Below are 16,529 nucleotides of genomic sequence, written 5' to 3' on the forward strand. Positions count from 1 at the left end.
CGGCTTAGCCAGATTTCTTAACCACGATAAACAATTCCTGCTCGGCAATCAGTGGCGACTCTATGCCTAACCTGTGTCCATAAATAACAGAAAACGCTAACACATTCTGCACATAGTTGCGGGTTTCATGGAAGGGTAGTGTCTCTATCCAGATATCGTGGGGCAACGTTTCAGTCTGGTTTTTAAGCCATTTTCTAACGCGGTGGGGGCCAGCATTATACGCTGCCGTGGCTAAGATTCTATTGCCTTCAAAGTCATCCAGTAAATGTTTTAAATAATTACTGCCCAGAGTGATATTGTGTTCTGCGCGAAATAAATCCGTTTTTCTGTGCGGTACACCGATACGTTTGGCCACCTGTTTGGCGGTGGCAGGCCGCAGTTGCATTAACCCTCGGGCGCCGGCAGAAGAATAGGCGTCATGGGCAAAGGCGCTTTCCTGTCGTGCTATGGCATAGAGCCACTCGGGATTAATGGTAGTGAGTTTAGCCGAGTCGATCATATTGTTCTGATAGGCCAGCGGGAAACGAACCGATAAGTCATTCCAGTGATTGGCTTTGATAGTGGTATTGATCGCTTGCTGATGCCAGCCCCATTGGTGGGCGATATTGGTGGCGGCCAGCAGCTGGTCCTGGTCGAAGGTCTGGGTAGCGGCATACCACTCTCGCCGAGCTGAGATCAATTCGCCCATTTGGTAAAACTGTTGCGCGCGAATGACTTCAGGGGCTTGATCTACCGGAAGTTGTAACGGACCAGACGGTAAGTCGCTATGATTAAAACCATAACGTTGTTGGATTAAGTCGGCGGCTAAAAAGCCATAGTAATTTCTCTCACCGGCTAACTGTTGCAGGATAAATTGACTGGCTTCATGATGCTTGTCTTGTAGTTGCCAGGTACGTGCCTGCCAGTATCGCCAGCGAGAGCTGGCACGAAGGTCTTCAGGCAGTAAGGTAATCCAGTGGTCGGCCTGGCTCCATTGCTGTTGTCTCAGGGCAATGCGAATACGCCATTCCATTAAATAGCTATCTTCGGCATTGGGGTCGTGAGTAATCAGCCATTGCAGGGCATTGTCTTTACCAGAAGCGATAACTTGTCGAGCAATCTTATCTCGAATCGCGCTGTGCTGCTCAGCTGAAAAGTCTACGCTGCCACGATAATCAATCCAAAGGTCAGTGGCAAGGTGGCGATCTCTGGGGGCCAATCGTTTAAGGCCGTGGTAAATAATATCCGTGTTATAGGGATTGGCCGGTTTAAAGTCGCTGGTCTTTTTTAGGCGAGTAGGAGAGCGATGAACGCTGATCAGTCGTCTTGTATAGGGTTTCAGTTCCGGGGACGCCCGCTTTGACAGATAGCGTGCCAATAGGGTGTTGTTATTGGCCAGTGCCAGATTAATCCGTTGCCAGGTGAGGGCGTCGGTGTTTAAACCGGCTTGCTGCCAGCGTTTAAAGACCGGGTCGCAGGCGTCGGGCTGCGATTTGCCGCTGACCCAAATGGCGGCGGTTTGGTTAAGTGCCAGTTGCTGGTGGCCGGTTTGATGCATAGCTTCGATATGCCAGCACTTCAATTCATTGTTGCTGACCTTGTGATCAAAATAACGAATATATTCCGGCCATTGTTTTTTCTGCGCCAGGGTTTTGAGCCAGCTTTTACGCAGCTGCTTGCCGCTAACGCTATTGCCGTGGTCAGTCAGGAACTGGTCTACTTCCTGATAGGGCAGTTTACGTAAATCCCGTTTTAGTTGGGCTTGTAATAAATAGGGGTATAGCGGGTAGTCGGCCAGCGCTTTCAGACCTTTATCGGTACGGGTTTTATGACCTTTTTTAATTGCAGCCAGCGTTTGTTTGAATAATTGTTGTTGTGCTTGCTGATCCTGGGAGGACGAATTGGGTGAGCTGGCAAACAGAGTGGGCTTAAAGCCGAGTAGCAGAAGCAGGGTGATCATAGGGATCAACCCTTGGCTTATGGCTATCGGTGCTCTGGCTGCTGTCATGGTGTCGAGTCTATCATAGTCAAAGGATACTGTTATCCGGCTTTGTACACTACCGCCATTTGTCCATACAGTGATAAACTGCGCGGCTTTATAACAACGGCTCCTGATTAAGTATAGCCAGCTATTAGCTTTCCCGTTAATCCAAATAGTAACCTACTGAGTGGCTGCGTTGGACAGCAGTGAGCTTAATCAGTTCTGTATAAATAATAAGCGGTTGTTAGTTTATTGTAGTCCCTTTGCTGGCGTGAAGCAGTGCTTGTAGTGATAACTGGCTCACAGTTCTTTGCAGCCATTTTTTTTAAGCCCTTGTCTGGTTATATGGCTGGCCATTGTATACAGCAATCGATGCTAAGGGGGCGACTAACGTATTAATCCTGTGGCGTTGTGCAGCGCTACAGATCGACAGGAAATTATTCAATGCCGTTACTACGTGTTAATGACCTCGGTTTGGCCTACGGTCATCATGTGTTATTGGAAGAGGCCAATGTCCAGCTATTTAAGGGTGACCGTATCTGTCTGGTTGGGCGCAATGGTGCCGGTAAATCTACCCTGATGAAATTGGTTGAAGGGGTGATCAAGCCCGATAGTGGCAGTATCTGGAAGCGACCCTCAGTGCGTATATCAAGGCTTGAGCAGGAACTGCCAAAGGCTGATAGCCAAACCGTTATGCAAGTCGTGTCCTCCGGTTTGCAAGAGATTGGCGATCTGATCACCGAATATGACCAGCTGATCAGTCAGCAACTGGACGATGCTGGCTTAAAAAAACTGGAGCAGCTACAGCACCAGATAGAGGCGAAAGACGGCTGGAGTTACCAGCAGCGCATTGACGAGGTGTTAAGCCGCTTGGCTTTGCCTGCAGATAAGGTAATGTCAACGCTATCCGGGGGTTGGCGACGGCGGGTAGCCCTGGCCAAAGTACTGGTTACGGCGCCGGACTTGCTGCTACTTGATGAGCCAACCAACCATCTGGATATTGAAACTATTGAGTGGCTGGAAAAGCAGTTACTGGATTTTAAAGGGGCAGTGTTATTTATTACTCACGATAGGGCTCTGGTTCGTCGTTTGGCCACCAAGATTATTGAGCTTGACCGTGGCCACCTGCGTTTGTATCAGTGTGGTTATGATAACTATTTGGAAGAGCGCGCCCACTTATTGGCTGTTGAAGAGCAGCAAAACGCGCTATTTGACAAGAAGCTGGCCCAGGAAGAGGTTTGGATAAGGCAGGGTATCAAAGCCCGTAGAACCCGTAATGAGGGCCGTGTCAGGGCACTCAAAAAACTTAGGGAAGAGCGTTCACAGCGCCGCAATGTTCAGGGCTCTGCCAAAATCGCCGTAGAGGCCGCCAGTAAATCCGGTAAGTTAGTGGCCGAGGCCAACCAGATTAGTCATGAGTTTGATGGCAATATACTGATCAAAGATTTGAGTTTTAATATTATCCGCGGCGATAAAATTGGTTTGCTTGGCCCGAACGGGGTGGGTAAAACCACGTTGTTAAAAATTATTTTGGGCGAGTTGGCGCCAAGCAGTGGTACCGTAAAACTGGGTAGCAAGCTGGATGTGGCTTACTACGATCAGATGCGAGATCAGCTCGACGATGAAAAAACCATTGTTGATATTGTGGGTCAGGGTCGTGAAAGTATTGAGATTAATGGTAAATCCAGGCATATCCTTAGCTACCTGTCAGACTTTTTGTTTTCACCAGAGCGGTCCAGAACCCCTTTAAAAGCACTCTCCGGTGGCGAGCGTAACCGGGTTCAGCTGGCGGTATTATTTAGTATGCCGGCGAATATTTTAGTATTGGATGAGCCAACCAATGACCTGGATGTTGAGACATTGGAGTTATTAGAGGCGGTTTTGGTGGAGTTTGAAGGCACTATGCTGCTGGTTAGCCACGACCGGGACTTTATGGACAATGTGGTCACTGGCACGCTGGCCTTTGAGGGCAATGGCATTGTGCGTGAGTATGTGGGTGGCTATCAGGATTGGTTGCGTCAGGGGGGCCGCTTTGCAACGGTTGAGACCACTGCCAATAAGCCTGCGGAGTTTATTGAGACTCAGACTGAAACAGTGAACGAAGCAACGGTGGTGAAAAAAACCGCTAAAAAGCTAAGTTATAAAGACCAGCGTGAACTGGAATTATTGCCGGCAAAAATTGAGGGTCTTGAGCAGCAGCAAGAACAGCTAAGCGCAGAGACGACGGCGGCGGATTTTTACCAGCAGGAGCACAGTGTGGTAACGGCAAAGCTTGAAGAGCTGGCCTCGGTCACTACAAGCCTGGAAAGCTGTTACGATCGCTGGGTAGAGCTGTCCGAGGACTAGCGCTATTTGTCGCCGACACGCACCGCCAATACATCACAGGTAGCGCCGTGTAAAACGCCGTTGGCGGTAGAACCTAATAACAGGGCAATACCGTGGCGGCCGTGACTGCCAAGTACCACCAGATCGGCATTAAGCTCTTCTGCTAATGAATGAATTTCATTTTCGGCCCGGCCAATAATAATATGCTGGTTATCGGCTGCTACGGCGTATTGACTGGCAAATTCAGCCATTTGAGCTTCGGCCTGTTTTTGGATTTCATCCTGAATACCGGAAAAATCCATCGGGATATCGCCGCCATAGGCAAAGCTCAGTGGCTCGATAACGTGAATCATATGCAGCACAGCATTTTCAGCGCTGGCAATGGTGCTGGCTTTGGCAGCTACTTGCTCACCTTCATCGGATAAGTCAGTAGCGAGTAGGATGGTTTGATAGTTGCTCATGGCCGGCTCCTTGATCGGTTGTGCAGTGAGGTTGTAGCCTAATTAACGTATAAATTGTGTCTTAAGTCTACTGATACAGGTCAATTAATTGTTGCTGGCTGCTTAGTGGAAGGAGAGAAAGATTGAGTTATCTAGTGATTGCGCTGGTTGTGGTAATGGTGATTTCACCCATTTTCTGGATTATGCCCAGCCCAAAACAAAAGCGTCAAATGCAGCTGCGCCAGCGGGCCATGAGTGTGGGCTTTCTGGTTAAGTTGGCGGATATGCCACAAACTCATCGCGCCCAGGTTCGCAAGGAAAAGCCGGAACAGGGGGTTGTTTATCGCTTACCCTGGGAGGTAAAAAGAAAACACCCTGAAGGTGTTGATTGTTTATTGATGCGCAATCCCTCAGAAGAGGCTGGGCCAGCTTTAACGGGCTTTGCAGAGCAACTACAACAGCAAATGCGGGCCTGTCTGGATGATCTTCCTGACTCCGTGCAGGCATTGGAATACGCCCAGCCAGGCTTTGCTATCTACTGGCGAGAGCAGGGCAATGCTGAACTGATTGATAGCCTGTACCAGCGCTTAAGCCAGTTGCGTAAACAGGTGTTAAAGCTGGAATCGAGCATTTAACACTTTTGACCTTATTTTTTATCGTTTCTATATATAGAAGCAGTATTTTCTACCACAGGATATCCCTATGACTGAACTCGCAAATGGCCTATACCGCCACTATAAAGGCAATGATTATCAGGTAATCGGAGTGGCTGGTCACACTGAGACAGAAGAGCGCCTGGTGGTCTATAAAGCCCTGTATGGCGACATGGGTTTATGGGTCAGGCCGCTTAGTATGTTTATTGAACAGGTCGAGGTGGATGGTGTGCTCAAGCCCCGATTTGAGTTTATTCACGAATAATTTTTTTTGGGGCTTGATTTGGCAATCGCTTTAAAACCACTCTGGAACAAAAACTTCAGCATAATCCACGGCTTAGCGCCTATTTTCAAATGCGGATTGAGCAATAAAATAGCCTGCCAAGACAGTTGCCCCACAATAAAAATTAACATCATTCGCTTGACCCAGCCTTTAACAGGTCTTATATATGTCGCCTCGTAGCCATCTCTGGCACGTCTTGTTAGTTATTACAGAAGGGTAATATGGGAAAATCATTGGTCATAGTCGAGTCTCCAGCGAAAGCTAAGACGATCAATAAGTATCTGGGTAAAGATTACATCGTTAAGTCCAGTGTTGGTCATATTAGAGATTTGCCTACCTCGGGTAGTAAAAAGGTCGACCCTAAAGAGCGTGCCAAAGCGGCTGCCAAGACGCGTAAAATGGCGCCTGAAAAGAAGGCTGCCTATAAAAAGAAAAAAAGCCGTGAGCAACTGATTGCCCGTATGGGTATCGATCCGGCAAAAAACTGGGAAGCCAATTACGAAATACTCCCTGCCAAAGAAAAAGTCGTCACCGAACTACAGAAGCTGGCGGAAGAAGCCGATACCATCTATCTCGCAACGGATTTGGACCGTGAGGGAGAAGCCATTGCCTGGCATTTGCAGCAGGCTATTGGTGGCGATGAAAGCCGTTACCGCCGTGTCGTCTTTAATGAAATTACCAAAAAAGCGATCACCGAAGCCTTTGAAATACCAGGGGAACTGGATACTCATCGCGTTAATGCCCAGCAAGCCCGTCGCTTTTTGGACCGGGTAGTGGGCTATATGGTGTCACCATTGCTGTGGGCCAAGATTGCCCGTGGTATTTCTGCTGGTCGGGTACAGTCAGTAGCCACCCGTCTTATTGTTGAGCGTGAGCAAGAAATTCGCGCCTTTATTCCGGAAGAGTTCTGGCAGGTGTTTGCCGATACGACGGTAGACGGCGCTGCACTGCGGCTTGAAGTGAAAAAGCAAAACGATAAAAACTTTCGCCCCGCCAATGAAGAGCAAACCAATGCGGTACTGGCTTCTTTAAAAGAGCAGGCTTTTATTGTTAGCAAGCGAGAAGATAAACCGACCAAGTCCAAGCCCTCGGCGCCCTTTATTACCTCGACCTTGCAGCAGTCTGCCAGCACTCGTTTGGGCTTTGGCGTTAAGAAAACCATGATGATGGCCCAACGACTTTATGAAGCGGGTTATATCACCTATATGCGGACGGATTCGACCAATCTAAGTGCGGATGCGGTGGCAGCCTGTCGCGACTTTATCGGCTCTAATCACGGTAAAAAATATTTACCGGAAGCGCCCATTAGCTACTCCAGCAAAGAAGGTGCACAGGAAGCCCACGAAGCGATCAGACCTTCCGATGTGAATGTTAAGCCCACGCAGTTACAGAAAATGGAGCGCGATGCCGAGCGCTTATATGAACTGATTTGGCGTCAGTTTGTCGCCTGCCAAATGGTCCCTGCTGAATTTACCAGTAGCAGTATTGTGGTAACCGCTGGCGACTTTGAACTGCGTACGCGGGGCAGGGTCATGCGCTTTGATGGTTTTATGAAAGTCTTGCCGCCTACCTCGAAAAAAGATGATGATGTTATCTTGCCAGACGTTAAAGTAAACGATGAATTAACGCTGGAAAAACTCGATCCCAGTCAGCATTTTACCAAGCCAACACCGCGTTACGGTGAAGCCAGCCTGGTTAAAGAATTGGAAAAACGCGGTATTGGTCGTCCATCTACCTATGCATCGATTATTTCAACGATTCAGGATCGCGGCTATGTTCGTGTTGAAAATCGGCGTTTTTATGCGGAAAAAATGGGTGATGTCGTTACCGAGCGTTTGGTAGAAAGTTTTTCCGACCTATTGGATTATAACTTTACCGCCAAGATGGAGGAGCAGCTGGATGAAGTGGCTGACGGCGATCTGGATTGGAAAGTGCTGCTAAATAACTTCTATACGGAGTTTGGTAAGCAGTTAGAAATTGCCGAGTCTGAAGAGGGCGGCATGCGCAATAATGACCCGACTGAAACGGATATCGATTGTCCCCAGTGCGGTCGCCATATGCAAATTCGTACCGCCAGTACCGGTGTGTTTTTGGGTTGCTCAGGTTACGCCTTGCCGCCTAAAGAGCGTTGTAAAAGCACGATCAATCTGGTTTCTGGTGATGAAGTCGTTAGTGTTGATGATGACGATGAAGGCGAGTCCAGGTTACTGCTTAATAAACACCGCTGTAAAATCTGTAATACAGCGATGGATAGTTATTTGATCGATGAGCAACGTAAGCTGCATGTCTGTGGCAATAATCCGGATTGCTCAGGTTTTGAGGTGGAGCAGGGTAGCTTTAAGATTAAAGGCTACGAAGGTCCAGTACTGGATTGTGATAAATGCGGCGCAGAAATGCAGCTTAAGTCGGGTCGGTTTGGTAAGTATTTTGGCTGTACCAGCGAAGACTGTAAAAACACTCGTAAGTTATTAAGAAACGGCGAAGCTGCGCCACCAAAGATGGATCCGGTGCCGATGCCGGAGTTGCAATGTGTGAAAGTGGACGATCATTATGTGTTGCGTGATGGTGCTTCAGGTATGTTTTTGGCGGCGAGTAACTTCCCTAAAAATCGTGAAACCCGGGCGCCCTTAGTCGAAGAAATTCTGCCGCATAAAAAAGAAATTGATCCCAAGTATAAGCACTTATTTAAAGCGCCGACTGAAGATCCCGATGGCAATAAAACCATTATTCGCTATAGCCGTAAAACCAAAGAACAGTATGTACAGACTGAGATTGATGGCAAACCCTCAGGTTGGAAAGCGTTTTACGAAGGCGGTAAGTGGATTGTCCAGGAGGGCAAAACCAAGAGCAAGAAGAAGGCCAAGGCGAGCTAGACCATGGCCAATGCCCAGCGACCAGTCGTCAACCAGCGGCTGTATTTTTGTAAGCTCCATCTTGATTGGCTGGCGCAACAGCTAGCCAATCAGGATATCCCCAAGTCTGTGTTAGAGCAGTCTCTGGGAGAATCGATACTGTTCCACTTAATCAATAGTTACCAAGCGTATCTGGCTGAAATAGCCATTGCCTATAACCTTCCCCCCGCTGACTTTATCAATGCTGATACGCTGATTGAGGCTTTGAAGCAGGGTGGTTTTTATTCGGCAGAAGCGAATGAATTACGAGAACTGGAGCTTGCTGACAGTTGGTTAAGTCGATTAATACGGGAATATCAGGCCGTTGGACCCATATATCGGGCCGGTAAAAGCTCAAATAATAGCCAAATAGTTGCCTTTTCTAGCCAGGATAATAGCGGCACAATGGATTTAGACGTGCTTAAACAGTGCTGGCAGCAGCTCAGTGGAGTGATTGAAAACCAGCGCGCCAGGCTTGAAGAGTGGTGATTTCGTCCCCGACAGTGTTGATTGGGGCCATTGTTTCCCCCTTCTGTTAAGTTTCATTAAAACCGGGCTGTTGCCTTTCACAGCCTATGCTGTGCTGTTAGAATAGCGCCCCCCTAAACATCGCTGATGTTTAACATTGTTGCAGGATTGTTGTTGTGTCGTCACCGTTTTTAGAAATTGTACAGCTAGCCGATGGGCAAATTGTACTAAAGCGCTCCGATGAAGAGAGTGCTCCACTGGTTGAAATTCGTTTTTCTGAAGAGTCCAAAGACTATATTGGCGATGCGGGTATTGATATTGCCAAGGCCATGATTCAGGCGGGCATACAGGCTGCGGCTCATATTAATGAAGCTAATATCACTCAAGATGAGCTGGAAGATGAAGGCGGTGAGATGGTGTTCGGTGAAAGTGAAGAGCATACTCTGCACTAATTAAGCGTGGTTCGTTTTTGTTGCTGTTGCTTTTTGCCAGAGCTTTTACACGTAGTTTTTCATGTAGTTTTTCATGTGGTTTTTACACGTAACACGTAGTGGTTACAAACTGTCTATCTTCTCTTCACCCTTATTCCTGTCAAGCTGGAATAAGGGTTATAGTCATCTGAGGCGTCAATTACTGCCGTCTAACCACGCCGACACTTAATCCCTCAATTTCAAAATCTTGATAGCGCATATCGACTTCGATCGGCTGATAGTCCTGGTTTTCAGGCAATAGCTGCACTTGATGTTTGCTGCGAGTTTTCTTTAAACGCTTTACCGTGACTTCATCATCAATACGGGCGACAACAATTTCACCGTTCTGTACATCTTTGGTTTGGTGTACCGCCAGTAAATCGCCATCAAAAATACCGATATCAATCATACTGTCACCGCGCACACGAAGAAAATAATCTGCCTGTGGGCTAAAGAATGAGGGGGGCATTTCACAGTAGTCTTCAATATGTTCCTGGGCGGTAATCGGGCTACCTGCTGCCACCTGGCCGACAATAGGGATACCACTTTCGCCTTCAGCTTCAGGGATACGTATACCTCGGGAGGCGCCGGCAATCATCTCAATAGCCCCTTTACGGGCCAATGCTTTTAGGTGTTCTTCAGCGGCGTTGGCGGATTTAAAGCCCAGTTCACGGGCTATATCGGCGCGGGTAGGGGGAAAACCGGTATCATCAATATGACTTTTGATAACAGCGAGCACTTCGCTTTGTCGTTGTGTCAGTTTGGTGATGGTCATGGTGCTTTTCCTTTTCGATGACTGCCTTGCAATAAGTTAATCCATGCTCAATGCAGTCTCGTCTGTCATGCAGAGTCGTCTGTAGAGCGTTGGATAAACATGAGTCTGTTTTTATATACAGTTCTGTGATTATATACAGTAAGTCTGATCCTGCAAGCTTTTATAGTCATTCTTTTGCCACAGGCGTTTTAATTGATGGCATTATGGTGTGAAATAGTCAGTTCAATAATGGGCAGGTCGTCAGGACCGCCAGCATAATGATAACAACGAGGATTTAACGTGGACTTACAACTCGCAGGAAAAAAAGCCATTGTTTCAGGAGCCAGTCGGGGAATTGGGCGGGCTATCGTAGAAAAGCTGGTCTCTGAAGGTGTCAGTGTCGCCTTTTTTGCCCGTGGCGCAGAAGGTGTTAATGATTTGGTGGAGAGTCTGGCAGGTCAGGGTACCGTTTATGGTGATACGGTGGATGCCGCCGATTATGATGCAGTCTGTGATTGGGTTAAGCGCTCTGCTGAACAACTGGGTGGTATTGATATCGTCATCAGTAATACCAGCGCTTCTTCCAGTCTGGAATTTACCCCGGAAGCCTGGCGTAATAATTTTAATATCGATATGTTAAGTGCTGTTGCTCTGACGGAGACGGCACACCCTTATCTTGAGCAATCCTCCGCAGCCGCTATTTTACAAATAGCGACCATTACTGCCTTTGAACATCACGATGTGCCAGTCTGCCCCAGTTATGGTGCGATGAAGGCCGCCACGATTAACCATGCTGCCCAATTAGCACAAACCTGGGGCAAGCAGGGAATTCGCTCTAATTCCGTGTCACCGGGCCCTATTTTTGTTGAGGGTGGCGCCTGGGATGGTATTAAAGAACATTTCTTTGAATTGTATGAGCGTGACCGTTTAGATCACCCTTCAGAGCGCTTAGGCACGGCGGAAGAGGTGGCCAATGTATCGGTGTTTGTCTGTAGCCCAGCCGCCAGTTGGGTCAATGGTGCCAACCTGGTAGTGGACGGTGGTTTTACCAAAAGCGTGGGTTTTTAAGCGTACTTATTCGGGAGTATCGGCCAGATACTCATCAATTAAATTATGAAAGTGCCTGACGCGAATTTCTTGTTCGCCCAGGTACATTCCTTTAAACCCTTCCGACTGAACCCCCAGCTGCACTTCGGGTACGTTGTCGGCATCCTGTTGCAGGATAAATGACGCCACTTCCACCGCGGGGTCCAGCATATCCACATATTGCACCTTGTGATCATAATACTGGTGTTCACACTGTTCCGGTGCCTGTCCCTCGGGGAAGTGGGCCATCATTATCAGGTCGTAATAGCATTTATTGGGATCGGTTTCATGGGGGCGATAGCGAAAGGTGTTTATTCCTTCGGGAAAAATATTCATCGCCGCACTGGGAAAATAAAAATAGTGAAAGACATCTGATAGCTGTTCGTCAGTCATCTCATTATAGGGTAGGTGAGGTACGCTGCCTTCGGCCTGTTGCTGGCGATTCAGTTTTTGTTTTTCAAGACGGGCACCTTTGGCGGGGCCGTTATAAGTTGCCGGGTCCAGCCCAAAATATTTCATATAAGCCTGCATGCGCTCAGAAATTTCCATGGTCTCGCGGTGGGGTCTGCTCGGCGCACCGTATTCATTGATCATACGGCTGTGTTTACCCAGCAGTTCTAATTTGGCATCACAATTGGACCAGGTCATCATTTCAGGGTGGATGCCCCGAAAATGATAGCTCTCGTTAAAGGCATCAACGGCTATCTTCCAGTTGCAGTCCCAGAGAAAGGTGGCGTTGACATAGGCGCGCATATCTTGCATACGGTAAGGGGCGATATGGTCCGGTAGCACCCCTAAAAAATCCAGTAGCGGTCCAGCTTTGCCATCGATATTAAACCAGAGCCAGCCCCCCCAGCTGTCTACCCGAATTTCTGTGAGGCCGAGTTCTTCTTTGGGTATGCCGTCTTTAAATTGTGGGAATGTATCGGCATCGGGCACGCCTTTAATGCTGCCATCAATATTCCATGACCAGGCATGGAAGGCGCACTTAAAAAAGCGCGCTTTACCATTGCGCTCACCACAGACCAGGCGATTGCCCCGGTGTTGGCAAACATTAAAATAAGCACGGATTGTTTGCTTTTCGTCCAGAACAAAAATAAAGGATTCTTTACCCAGTGTATGAATAACATAGTCGCCCACCGCCTTAAGCTCTTCAACTCTGGGGCCCATATTCCAGACCCTGCGCCAAAGGTGGCTCCACTCTTTTTGCATAAATTCCGTGGAGTGAAAGCGCTCACCGGAAAAGCGTTTATCACCGATATCCGGTTGTGGGGTATCTCTGTCGATGCTGGGTGTGCGGTAGTCTTTATTAGGCATTCTCTTGCTACTCAATCCGAGGTTATGACAAGGCTGATTCTTCCTCTTTATAAGCCTGCTTGACCGTATACATATCTGAATCCGCATGCTGCATCAGTTCATCAAAATCAGTGCCATGATCAGGCACCAGCGCGACCCCAATGCTTGAGCCAACCACCAATGGATTGCCGTCGATAACAATGGCTTGATTCATGGTGTCGGTCAGTTTTTTCATTAGCCGCTCAATGGGTTCGTTGTTAATGGCATGGAATACAATGCCAAACTCATCACCGCCAAGGCGGGCTACGGTATCAGAGGATCTCACCGCAGACTTTAACTGCCTGGCTTTTTGAATGAGTACTTCATCCCCAGCCTGGTGGCCAAAATTATCATTCACTTCTTTAAAGTCATTGAGGTCTATATAAACAATCGCCGCCTTAATATGCTCTTCCACGGCAACATCAATGGCTGAGTTGGCGCGCCGAAAAAACAGTTTTCTGTTGGCCAGGCCGGTGAGCGGGTCATGCTCTGCCTGATAGGCGTAATGGCTGCGTTCTTTGGCCAGTCGCTCACTTAAGTTTTTATAGTTGACCTGATAGGCATTAATACAGACGGCTACCAATAATGCGGCGCCCACCCAGCCGGTTAAGCGAGCCTGGTTTAACATCTCTGGCGGGTAAATTTGCGGCAGCGGTGCCTTTAAGGGGTGGACCCACCAGATTAATAAAAACAGCAGCAGAATAATCAACGACCAGGCTACGCCGGAGCGTTGCCCGCAAATTAAAAAGGCCAGCGCAGGAATAAATAAAACAGTGGGTAGGTGTGGCGAACCCCAGGAAAGTCCGGTAATTGTTATGGTGCCAATCAAGCTTAAAAAGGTTGCAAAACAATAGGCGTTACCCAGAAAGATAATCGACGAGTTTAGCAGCTTGCAGATTAAAATCGCGGTTGTATAGGCTACTACGCTAAGGCCAAAACTCATGGTGACAAAGGTTTCTTTGTCCGGTGTGACAAACGAGTAGTAATAGAGATGTGAGGCGATAATGGAGCTATAGCTGATAAAAAATATCAAAATCATGATCATGGCCCGCTCGTAATTATTCTCTAATTCGACGTGGCCGGTGACGGGGTTTTGCTTGATAGAATTAGGGATAAACCAGTCGGCTATACGACGGGGTTTGGACATGGGAGGTGTTGGCTCAGCCTGTGTTTTCATGATCTTTTGTGGTTATTGTTATTAGTTTTAGGTTAAGTCTTTAGATTAACCCTTTTAGTTTAATCCCTTGAATTAACCATAGCATATTCCTATCTAAATAGGATGTGACAATCATCAATCCGCTAGCAGCAGCGGTTGAATTATTCACTGTCAGTAGCAAAGGTGAGGGGGATAATCCCCTGATGAAGATACGAGACGATATCCGCATCATCATGGGACTTCACTTTAAGCAGCTGCTTTTGTCCTGGTTTTGCCATCTCGCCATCAAGCCCTATTTGAAAGCAGGAGGTATGATCTGGCCACTGCTCACAATACTCAGCCTTGTCATTGATAAACCATTTGGCCTTATGCGGCGTTTTTTCACCCTTAACCGCTACCATAACGGTGCCATCGGTATTGAGGGTTTGAATAAATTGCAGCTCGTTATAGCTGCCGACCAGAGAGTTACCGCTAAGTAATTGCTGCAGTGCTTTGGGGTCGGTGTAGAACTCGGCATTGGCCATTTTTGCCATCAATAAAGTCAGTACGGCCAAGCTAAAAGTCGTTTTGTTCATTGGGCGTTCCTTATTTATTGTAATAAGCCTTGATATAGCTCTAGTGTAGAGAGTTTATTGGTCAAATAAAACATGTAGTACGGTTTGTTTTGCTGCCATGGGGTAGTAATATGACTTTATGATAAAAAGGCAGCCGATAAAAACACGGCAAAGCAGGATAGCTATATGGACCCACAGCACACCGCGTTGATCAAGCAGCAGATTGCCGAGGCCTATGAGCGCCAGGGCGCTCCTGAGGGCTTCCCGGCGATGCCGGATATTCCCGTTAGTCGTTATATCAGCGATGAATTCTGGCAAGCCGAACAGCAGCAGCTATGGCCAAAAACCTGGTTATTTGCCGGCCATAAAGATGAACTGCCCAATATTGGCAGCAGCAAGCTGTGGCAGGATGCCGGGGTACCCGTGGTGATCGTTAAAGATGAACAGCAACGTTACCGCGCCTTTTACAATACCTGCCAGCATCGGGCTGGTCCGCTGGTGGTAGAGGAATACGCTGAGCAACAGCGCCTGCGCTGTGGCTACCATGGCTGGACCTATAATTTTGATGGCGATTTAATCGGTGTACCTGACCGCCGAGACTTTATTGACCTCGATCTTGAGTGTAATAAATTGCTTGAGTTGCGTTGTGAAAGCTGGGGTGGTTGCCTATTTGTTAACCGGGACCCGGATGCGATAAGTCTGGATAAATTTCTTATGGCGGTTAAGCCAGAGTTAGAACAGTTTGCTTTCGATCAACTGCAATTGGTGGATAAACACAGTATCGATATCGCTGCCAACTGGAAAGCCTGTACCGACTCGTTTATGGAAACCTATCATCTGCGGCATATTCACCCTCACACGGTGGATACCATACTGGACCATAAAGGCACGGTGATCTCACTGCTGGAGCAGGGTCATAATAAAATGTATACCCCTAACCGTATGGGCTTTATTCCACCGCAGGCCGGTTTTGATGATATCCCCACGGTAGAAGAATTGCCCCGTATGACCAATCTGGCTTATAGCCTTTTCCCTAATGTTGTTATTCCGTTAGATGCCGGCGGCTTTCCGATATTGGTGTTCTGGCCAGTGGATAAAGCCAATACCCGAATGGATATTTGGTGGTTTGCACCGGTTACTGACGCCAATAAGGGCAAGCAGGTGTGGCGTGACCAGCAGCAGTATCTGTCTCAGCAGTGGCTGGAAAAACTCGCTATTTTTGATGTGGTCTTGGGAGAGGATGTACAGTTTTTACCCAGCCAGCAACAGTCTATGGAAACCGGTGCCATCCAGGGTATGACCTTATCCTATCTGGAGCGGCGTATTTATCACCGCCATGAAAGTATTGATCAGATTATTGGCTCAGAGCGTATACCTGAGGGTATGGCGGTGGCGCCGGTATTGCAGAACCAGATCGAAGCATAAAAATCAGGCCCGCTAATACTAAAGGCTGTGTTAACCGCCAGTGACACAGGACACACTAAGCTACGCAATGCCTTGCTGTCGGAAGCGACAACAATAGGGCTATCGTATTGCAGGAGAGAATAATGACAACAGTGATTGAGAGTGAAAAAGACGCCTTTTTTGAAGATGTTAATGCCGCCGCTAAAAAAGCGATATGGTCGGCATTGGCTACGGTCAAAGACGGCGAGCCCCGCGTTAGAATGGTTCACCCCACCTGGGAAGGGGATGTGCTTTGGTTTGCCACTGGCCCTGAGACAGCTAAGGCCAAGCAAATTGCCCAGCAGCCGATGATTGATATTCAGTTTCAGGTGGCTCCGCCAGAGTTTGTGCATTTAATGGCACGAGGCAAGGCGACTATTTATTCTGATCAGGAGACCAAAAACCATGCCTGGGAAGTGATTGATTATGATCTGGCCCAATTTTGGTCGGATGGTCCGACCTCGCCGGAGTTTGTTGCGATTAAGTTGGTGCCGGACCGGGTCGAATTGTCTGAAATGTTTGGCACGGTCAATAAGCGTGTCTGGACTCGCTAGCCAGCGTTGCTTATTCCTGCTGGTAGCTGCGTTACTGACTGCTTGTGCTGCTGAATCAACGCCAGTAGCAATGACCGCAGCCAGCCAGAAGCCCTTAAAAACTATTGCCAATGAGACCGGATTAAGAATCGGCACTGCGGTGTAGGCGTTTCATCTG

General features: G+C 48.0%; 16 protein-coding genes. 10 read left to right on the plus strand and 6 right to left on the minus strand.

The window, feature by feature from the left end; genetic code table 11:
• Window positions 1-4: 4 nt before the first annotated feature.
• Window positions 5-1,939, minus strand: coding sequence for a transglycosylase SLT domain-containing protein (locus BST96_RS17075; protein ID WP_169714025.1), 1,935 nt, complete (start codon window positions 1,937-1,939; stop codon window positions 5-7).
• A gap of 465 nt (window positions 1,940-2,404) precedes the next feature.
• On the opposite strand from BST96_RS17075, the gene BST96_RS17080 reads away from it, so the two are divergent.
• Window positions 2,405-4,306 (plus strand): ATP-binding cassette domain-containing protein, encoded by a 1,902-nt coding sequence (locus tag BST96_RS17080; protein ID WP_085759859.1) that lies wholly within the window; start codon window positions 2,405-2,407, stop codon window positions 4,304-4,306.
• 2 nt (window positions 4,307-4,308) lie between these two features.
• Here BST96_RS17080 and BST96_RS17085 read toward each other — a convergent pair whose 3' ends face one another.
• Window positions 4,309-4,746: a universal stress protein gene (locus BST96_RS17085; RefSeq protein ID WP_085759860.1), complete on the minus strand. Its 438-nt coding sequence runs from the start codon at window positions 4,744-4,746 to the stop codon at window positions 4,309-4,311.
• 122 nt (window positions 4,747-4,868) lie between these two features.
• On the opposite strand from BST96_RS17085, the gene BST96_RS17090 reads away from it, so the two are divergent.
• From BST96_RS17090 to BST96_RS17110, 5 genes are all read left to right on the plus strand, one after another.
• Complete coding sequence (locus tag BST96_RS17090) at window positions 4,869-5,360, plus strand: hypothetical protein (protein ID WP_085759861.1); 492 nt, start codon at window positions 4,869-4,871, stop codon at window positions 5,358-5,360.
• Window positions 5,361-5,427: 67 nt separating this feature from the next.
• A complete protein-coding gene (locus BST96_RS17095) occupies window positions 5,428-5,643 on the plus strand; it encodes a DUF1653 domain-containing protein (protein ID WP_085759862.1) in 216 nt (71 codons plus the stop codon).
• A gap of 239 nt (window positions 5,644-5,882) precedes the next feature.
• Entirely contained in the window at window positions 5,883-8,534 is a 2,652-nt protein-coding gene (gene topA / locus BST96_RS17100; protein WP_085759863.1) for a type I DNA topoisomerase, read from the plus strand.
• A gap of 3 nt (window positions 8,535-8,537) precedes the next feature.
• Window positions 8,538-9,041, plus strand: coding sequence for a DUF6586 family protein (locus tag BST96_RS17105; RefSeq protein WP_085759864.1), 504 nt, complete (start codon window positions 8,538-8,540; stop codon window positions 9,039-9,041).
• A gap of 155 nt (window positions 9,042-9,196) precedes the next feature.
• Entirely contained in the window at window positions 9,197-9,472 is a 276-nt protein-coding gene (locus tag BST96_RS17110; protein WP_085759865.1) for a hypothetical protein, read from the plus strand.
• Between the two features lie 178 nt (window positions 9,473-9,650).
• Here BST96_RS17110 and lexA read toward each other — a convergent pair whose 3' ends face one another.
• Window positions 9,651-10,259: a transcriptional repressor LexA gene (lexA, locus tag BST96_RS17115; protein ID WP_206045473.1), complete on the minus strand. Its 609-nt coding sequence runs from the start codon at window positions 10,257-10,259 to the stop codon at window positions 9,651-9,653.
• 285 nt (window positions 10,260-10,544) lie between these two features.
• Between lexA and BST96_RS17120 the strand changes: the two genes are divergently transcribed.
• On the plus strand, window positions 10,545-11,312 hold the full coding sequence (locus BST96_RS17120; protein WP_085759867.1) for an SDR family NAD(P)-dependent oxidoreductase: 768 nt from the start codon (window positions 10,545-10,547) through the stop codon (window positions 11,310-11,312).
• A 6-nt stretch (window positions 11,313-11,318) separates the two neighbouring features.
• Here the strand turns inward: BST96_RS17120 and BST96_RS17125 are convergent, their stop codons facing one another.
• From BST96_RS17125 to BST96_RS17135, 3 genes are all read right to left on the minus strand, one after another.
• On the minus strand, window positions 11,319-12,647 hold the full coding sequence (locus BST96_RS17125; protein ID WP_169714026.1) for an aromatic ring-hydroxylating oxygenase subunit alpha: 1,329 nt from the start codon (window positions 12,645-12,647) through the stop codon (window positions 11,319-11,321).
• A 22-nt stretch (window positions 12,648-12,669) separates the two neighbouring features.
• Window positions 12,670-13,842, minus strand: a complete 1,173-nt coding sequence (locus tag BST96_RS17130; RefSeq protein ID WP_085759869.1) for a GGDEF domain-containing protein — start codon at window positions 13,840-13,842, stop codon at window positions 12,670-12,672.
• A gap of 140 nt (window positions 13,843-13,982) precedes the next feature.
• Window positions 13,983-14,396, minus strand: coding sequence for a hypothetical protein (locus BST96_RS17135; protein ID WP_085759870.1), 414 nt, complete (start codon window positions 14,394-14,396; stop codon window positions 13,983-13,985).
• Between the two features lie 165 nt (window positions 14,397-14,561).
• Between BST96_RS17135 and BST96_RS17140 the strand changes: the two genes are divergently transcribed.
• The 3 genes from BST96_RS17140 to BST96_RS20520 all read left to right on the plus strand — a co-directional run bounded on the left by BST96_RS17140 (window position 14,562) and on the right by BST96_RS20520 (window position 16,517).
• Window positions 14,562-15,800, plus strand: coding sequence for an aromatic ring-hydroxylating oxygenase subunit alpha (locus BST96_RS17140; protein ID WP_085759871.1), 1,239 nt, complete (start codon window positions 14,562-14,564; stop codon window positions 15,798-15,800).
• 122 nt (window positions 15,801-15,922) lie between these two features.
• The gene (locus BST96_RS17145; protein ID WP_085759872.1) at window positions 15,923-16,372 is read left to right on the plus strand and encodes a pyridoxamine 5'-phosphate oxidase family protein; all 450 of its coding nucleotides are present in this window, start codon (window positions 15,923-15,925) and stop codon (window positions 16,370-16,372) included.
• The gene (locus tag BST96_RS20520; protein ID WP_157118000.1) at window positions 16,356-16,517 is read left to right on the plus strand and encodes a hypothetical protein; all 162 of its coding nucleotides are present in this window, start codon (window positions 16,356-16,358) and stop codon (window positions 16,515-16,517) included. Before BST96_RS17145 ends, BST96_RS20520 begins: the two co-directional genes overlap by 17 nt.
• Window positions 16,518-16,529 lie beyond the last annotated feature (12 nt).

The organism is Oceanicoccus sagamiensis (genome assembly GCF_002117105.1).
Lineage (GTDB): Bacteria > Pseudomonadota > Gammaproteobacteria > Pseudomonadales > Dasaniaceae > Oceanicoccus > Oceanicoccus sagamiensis.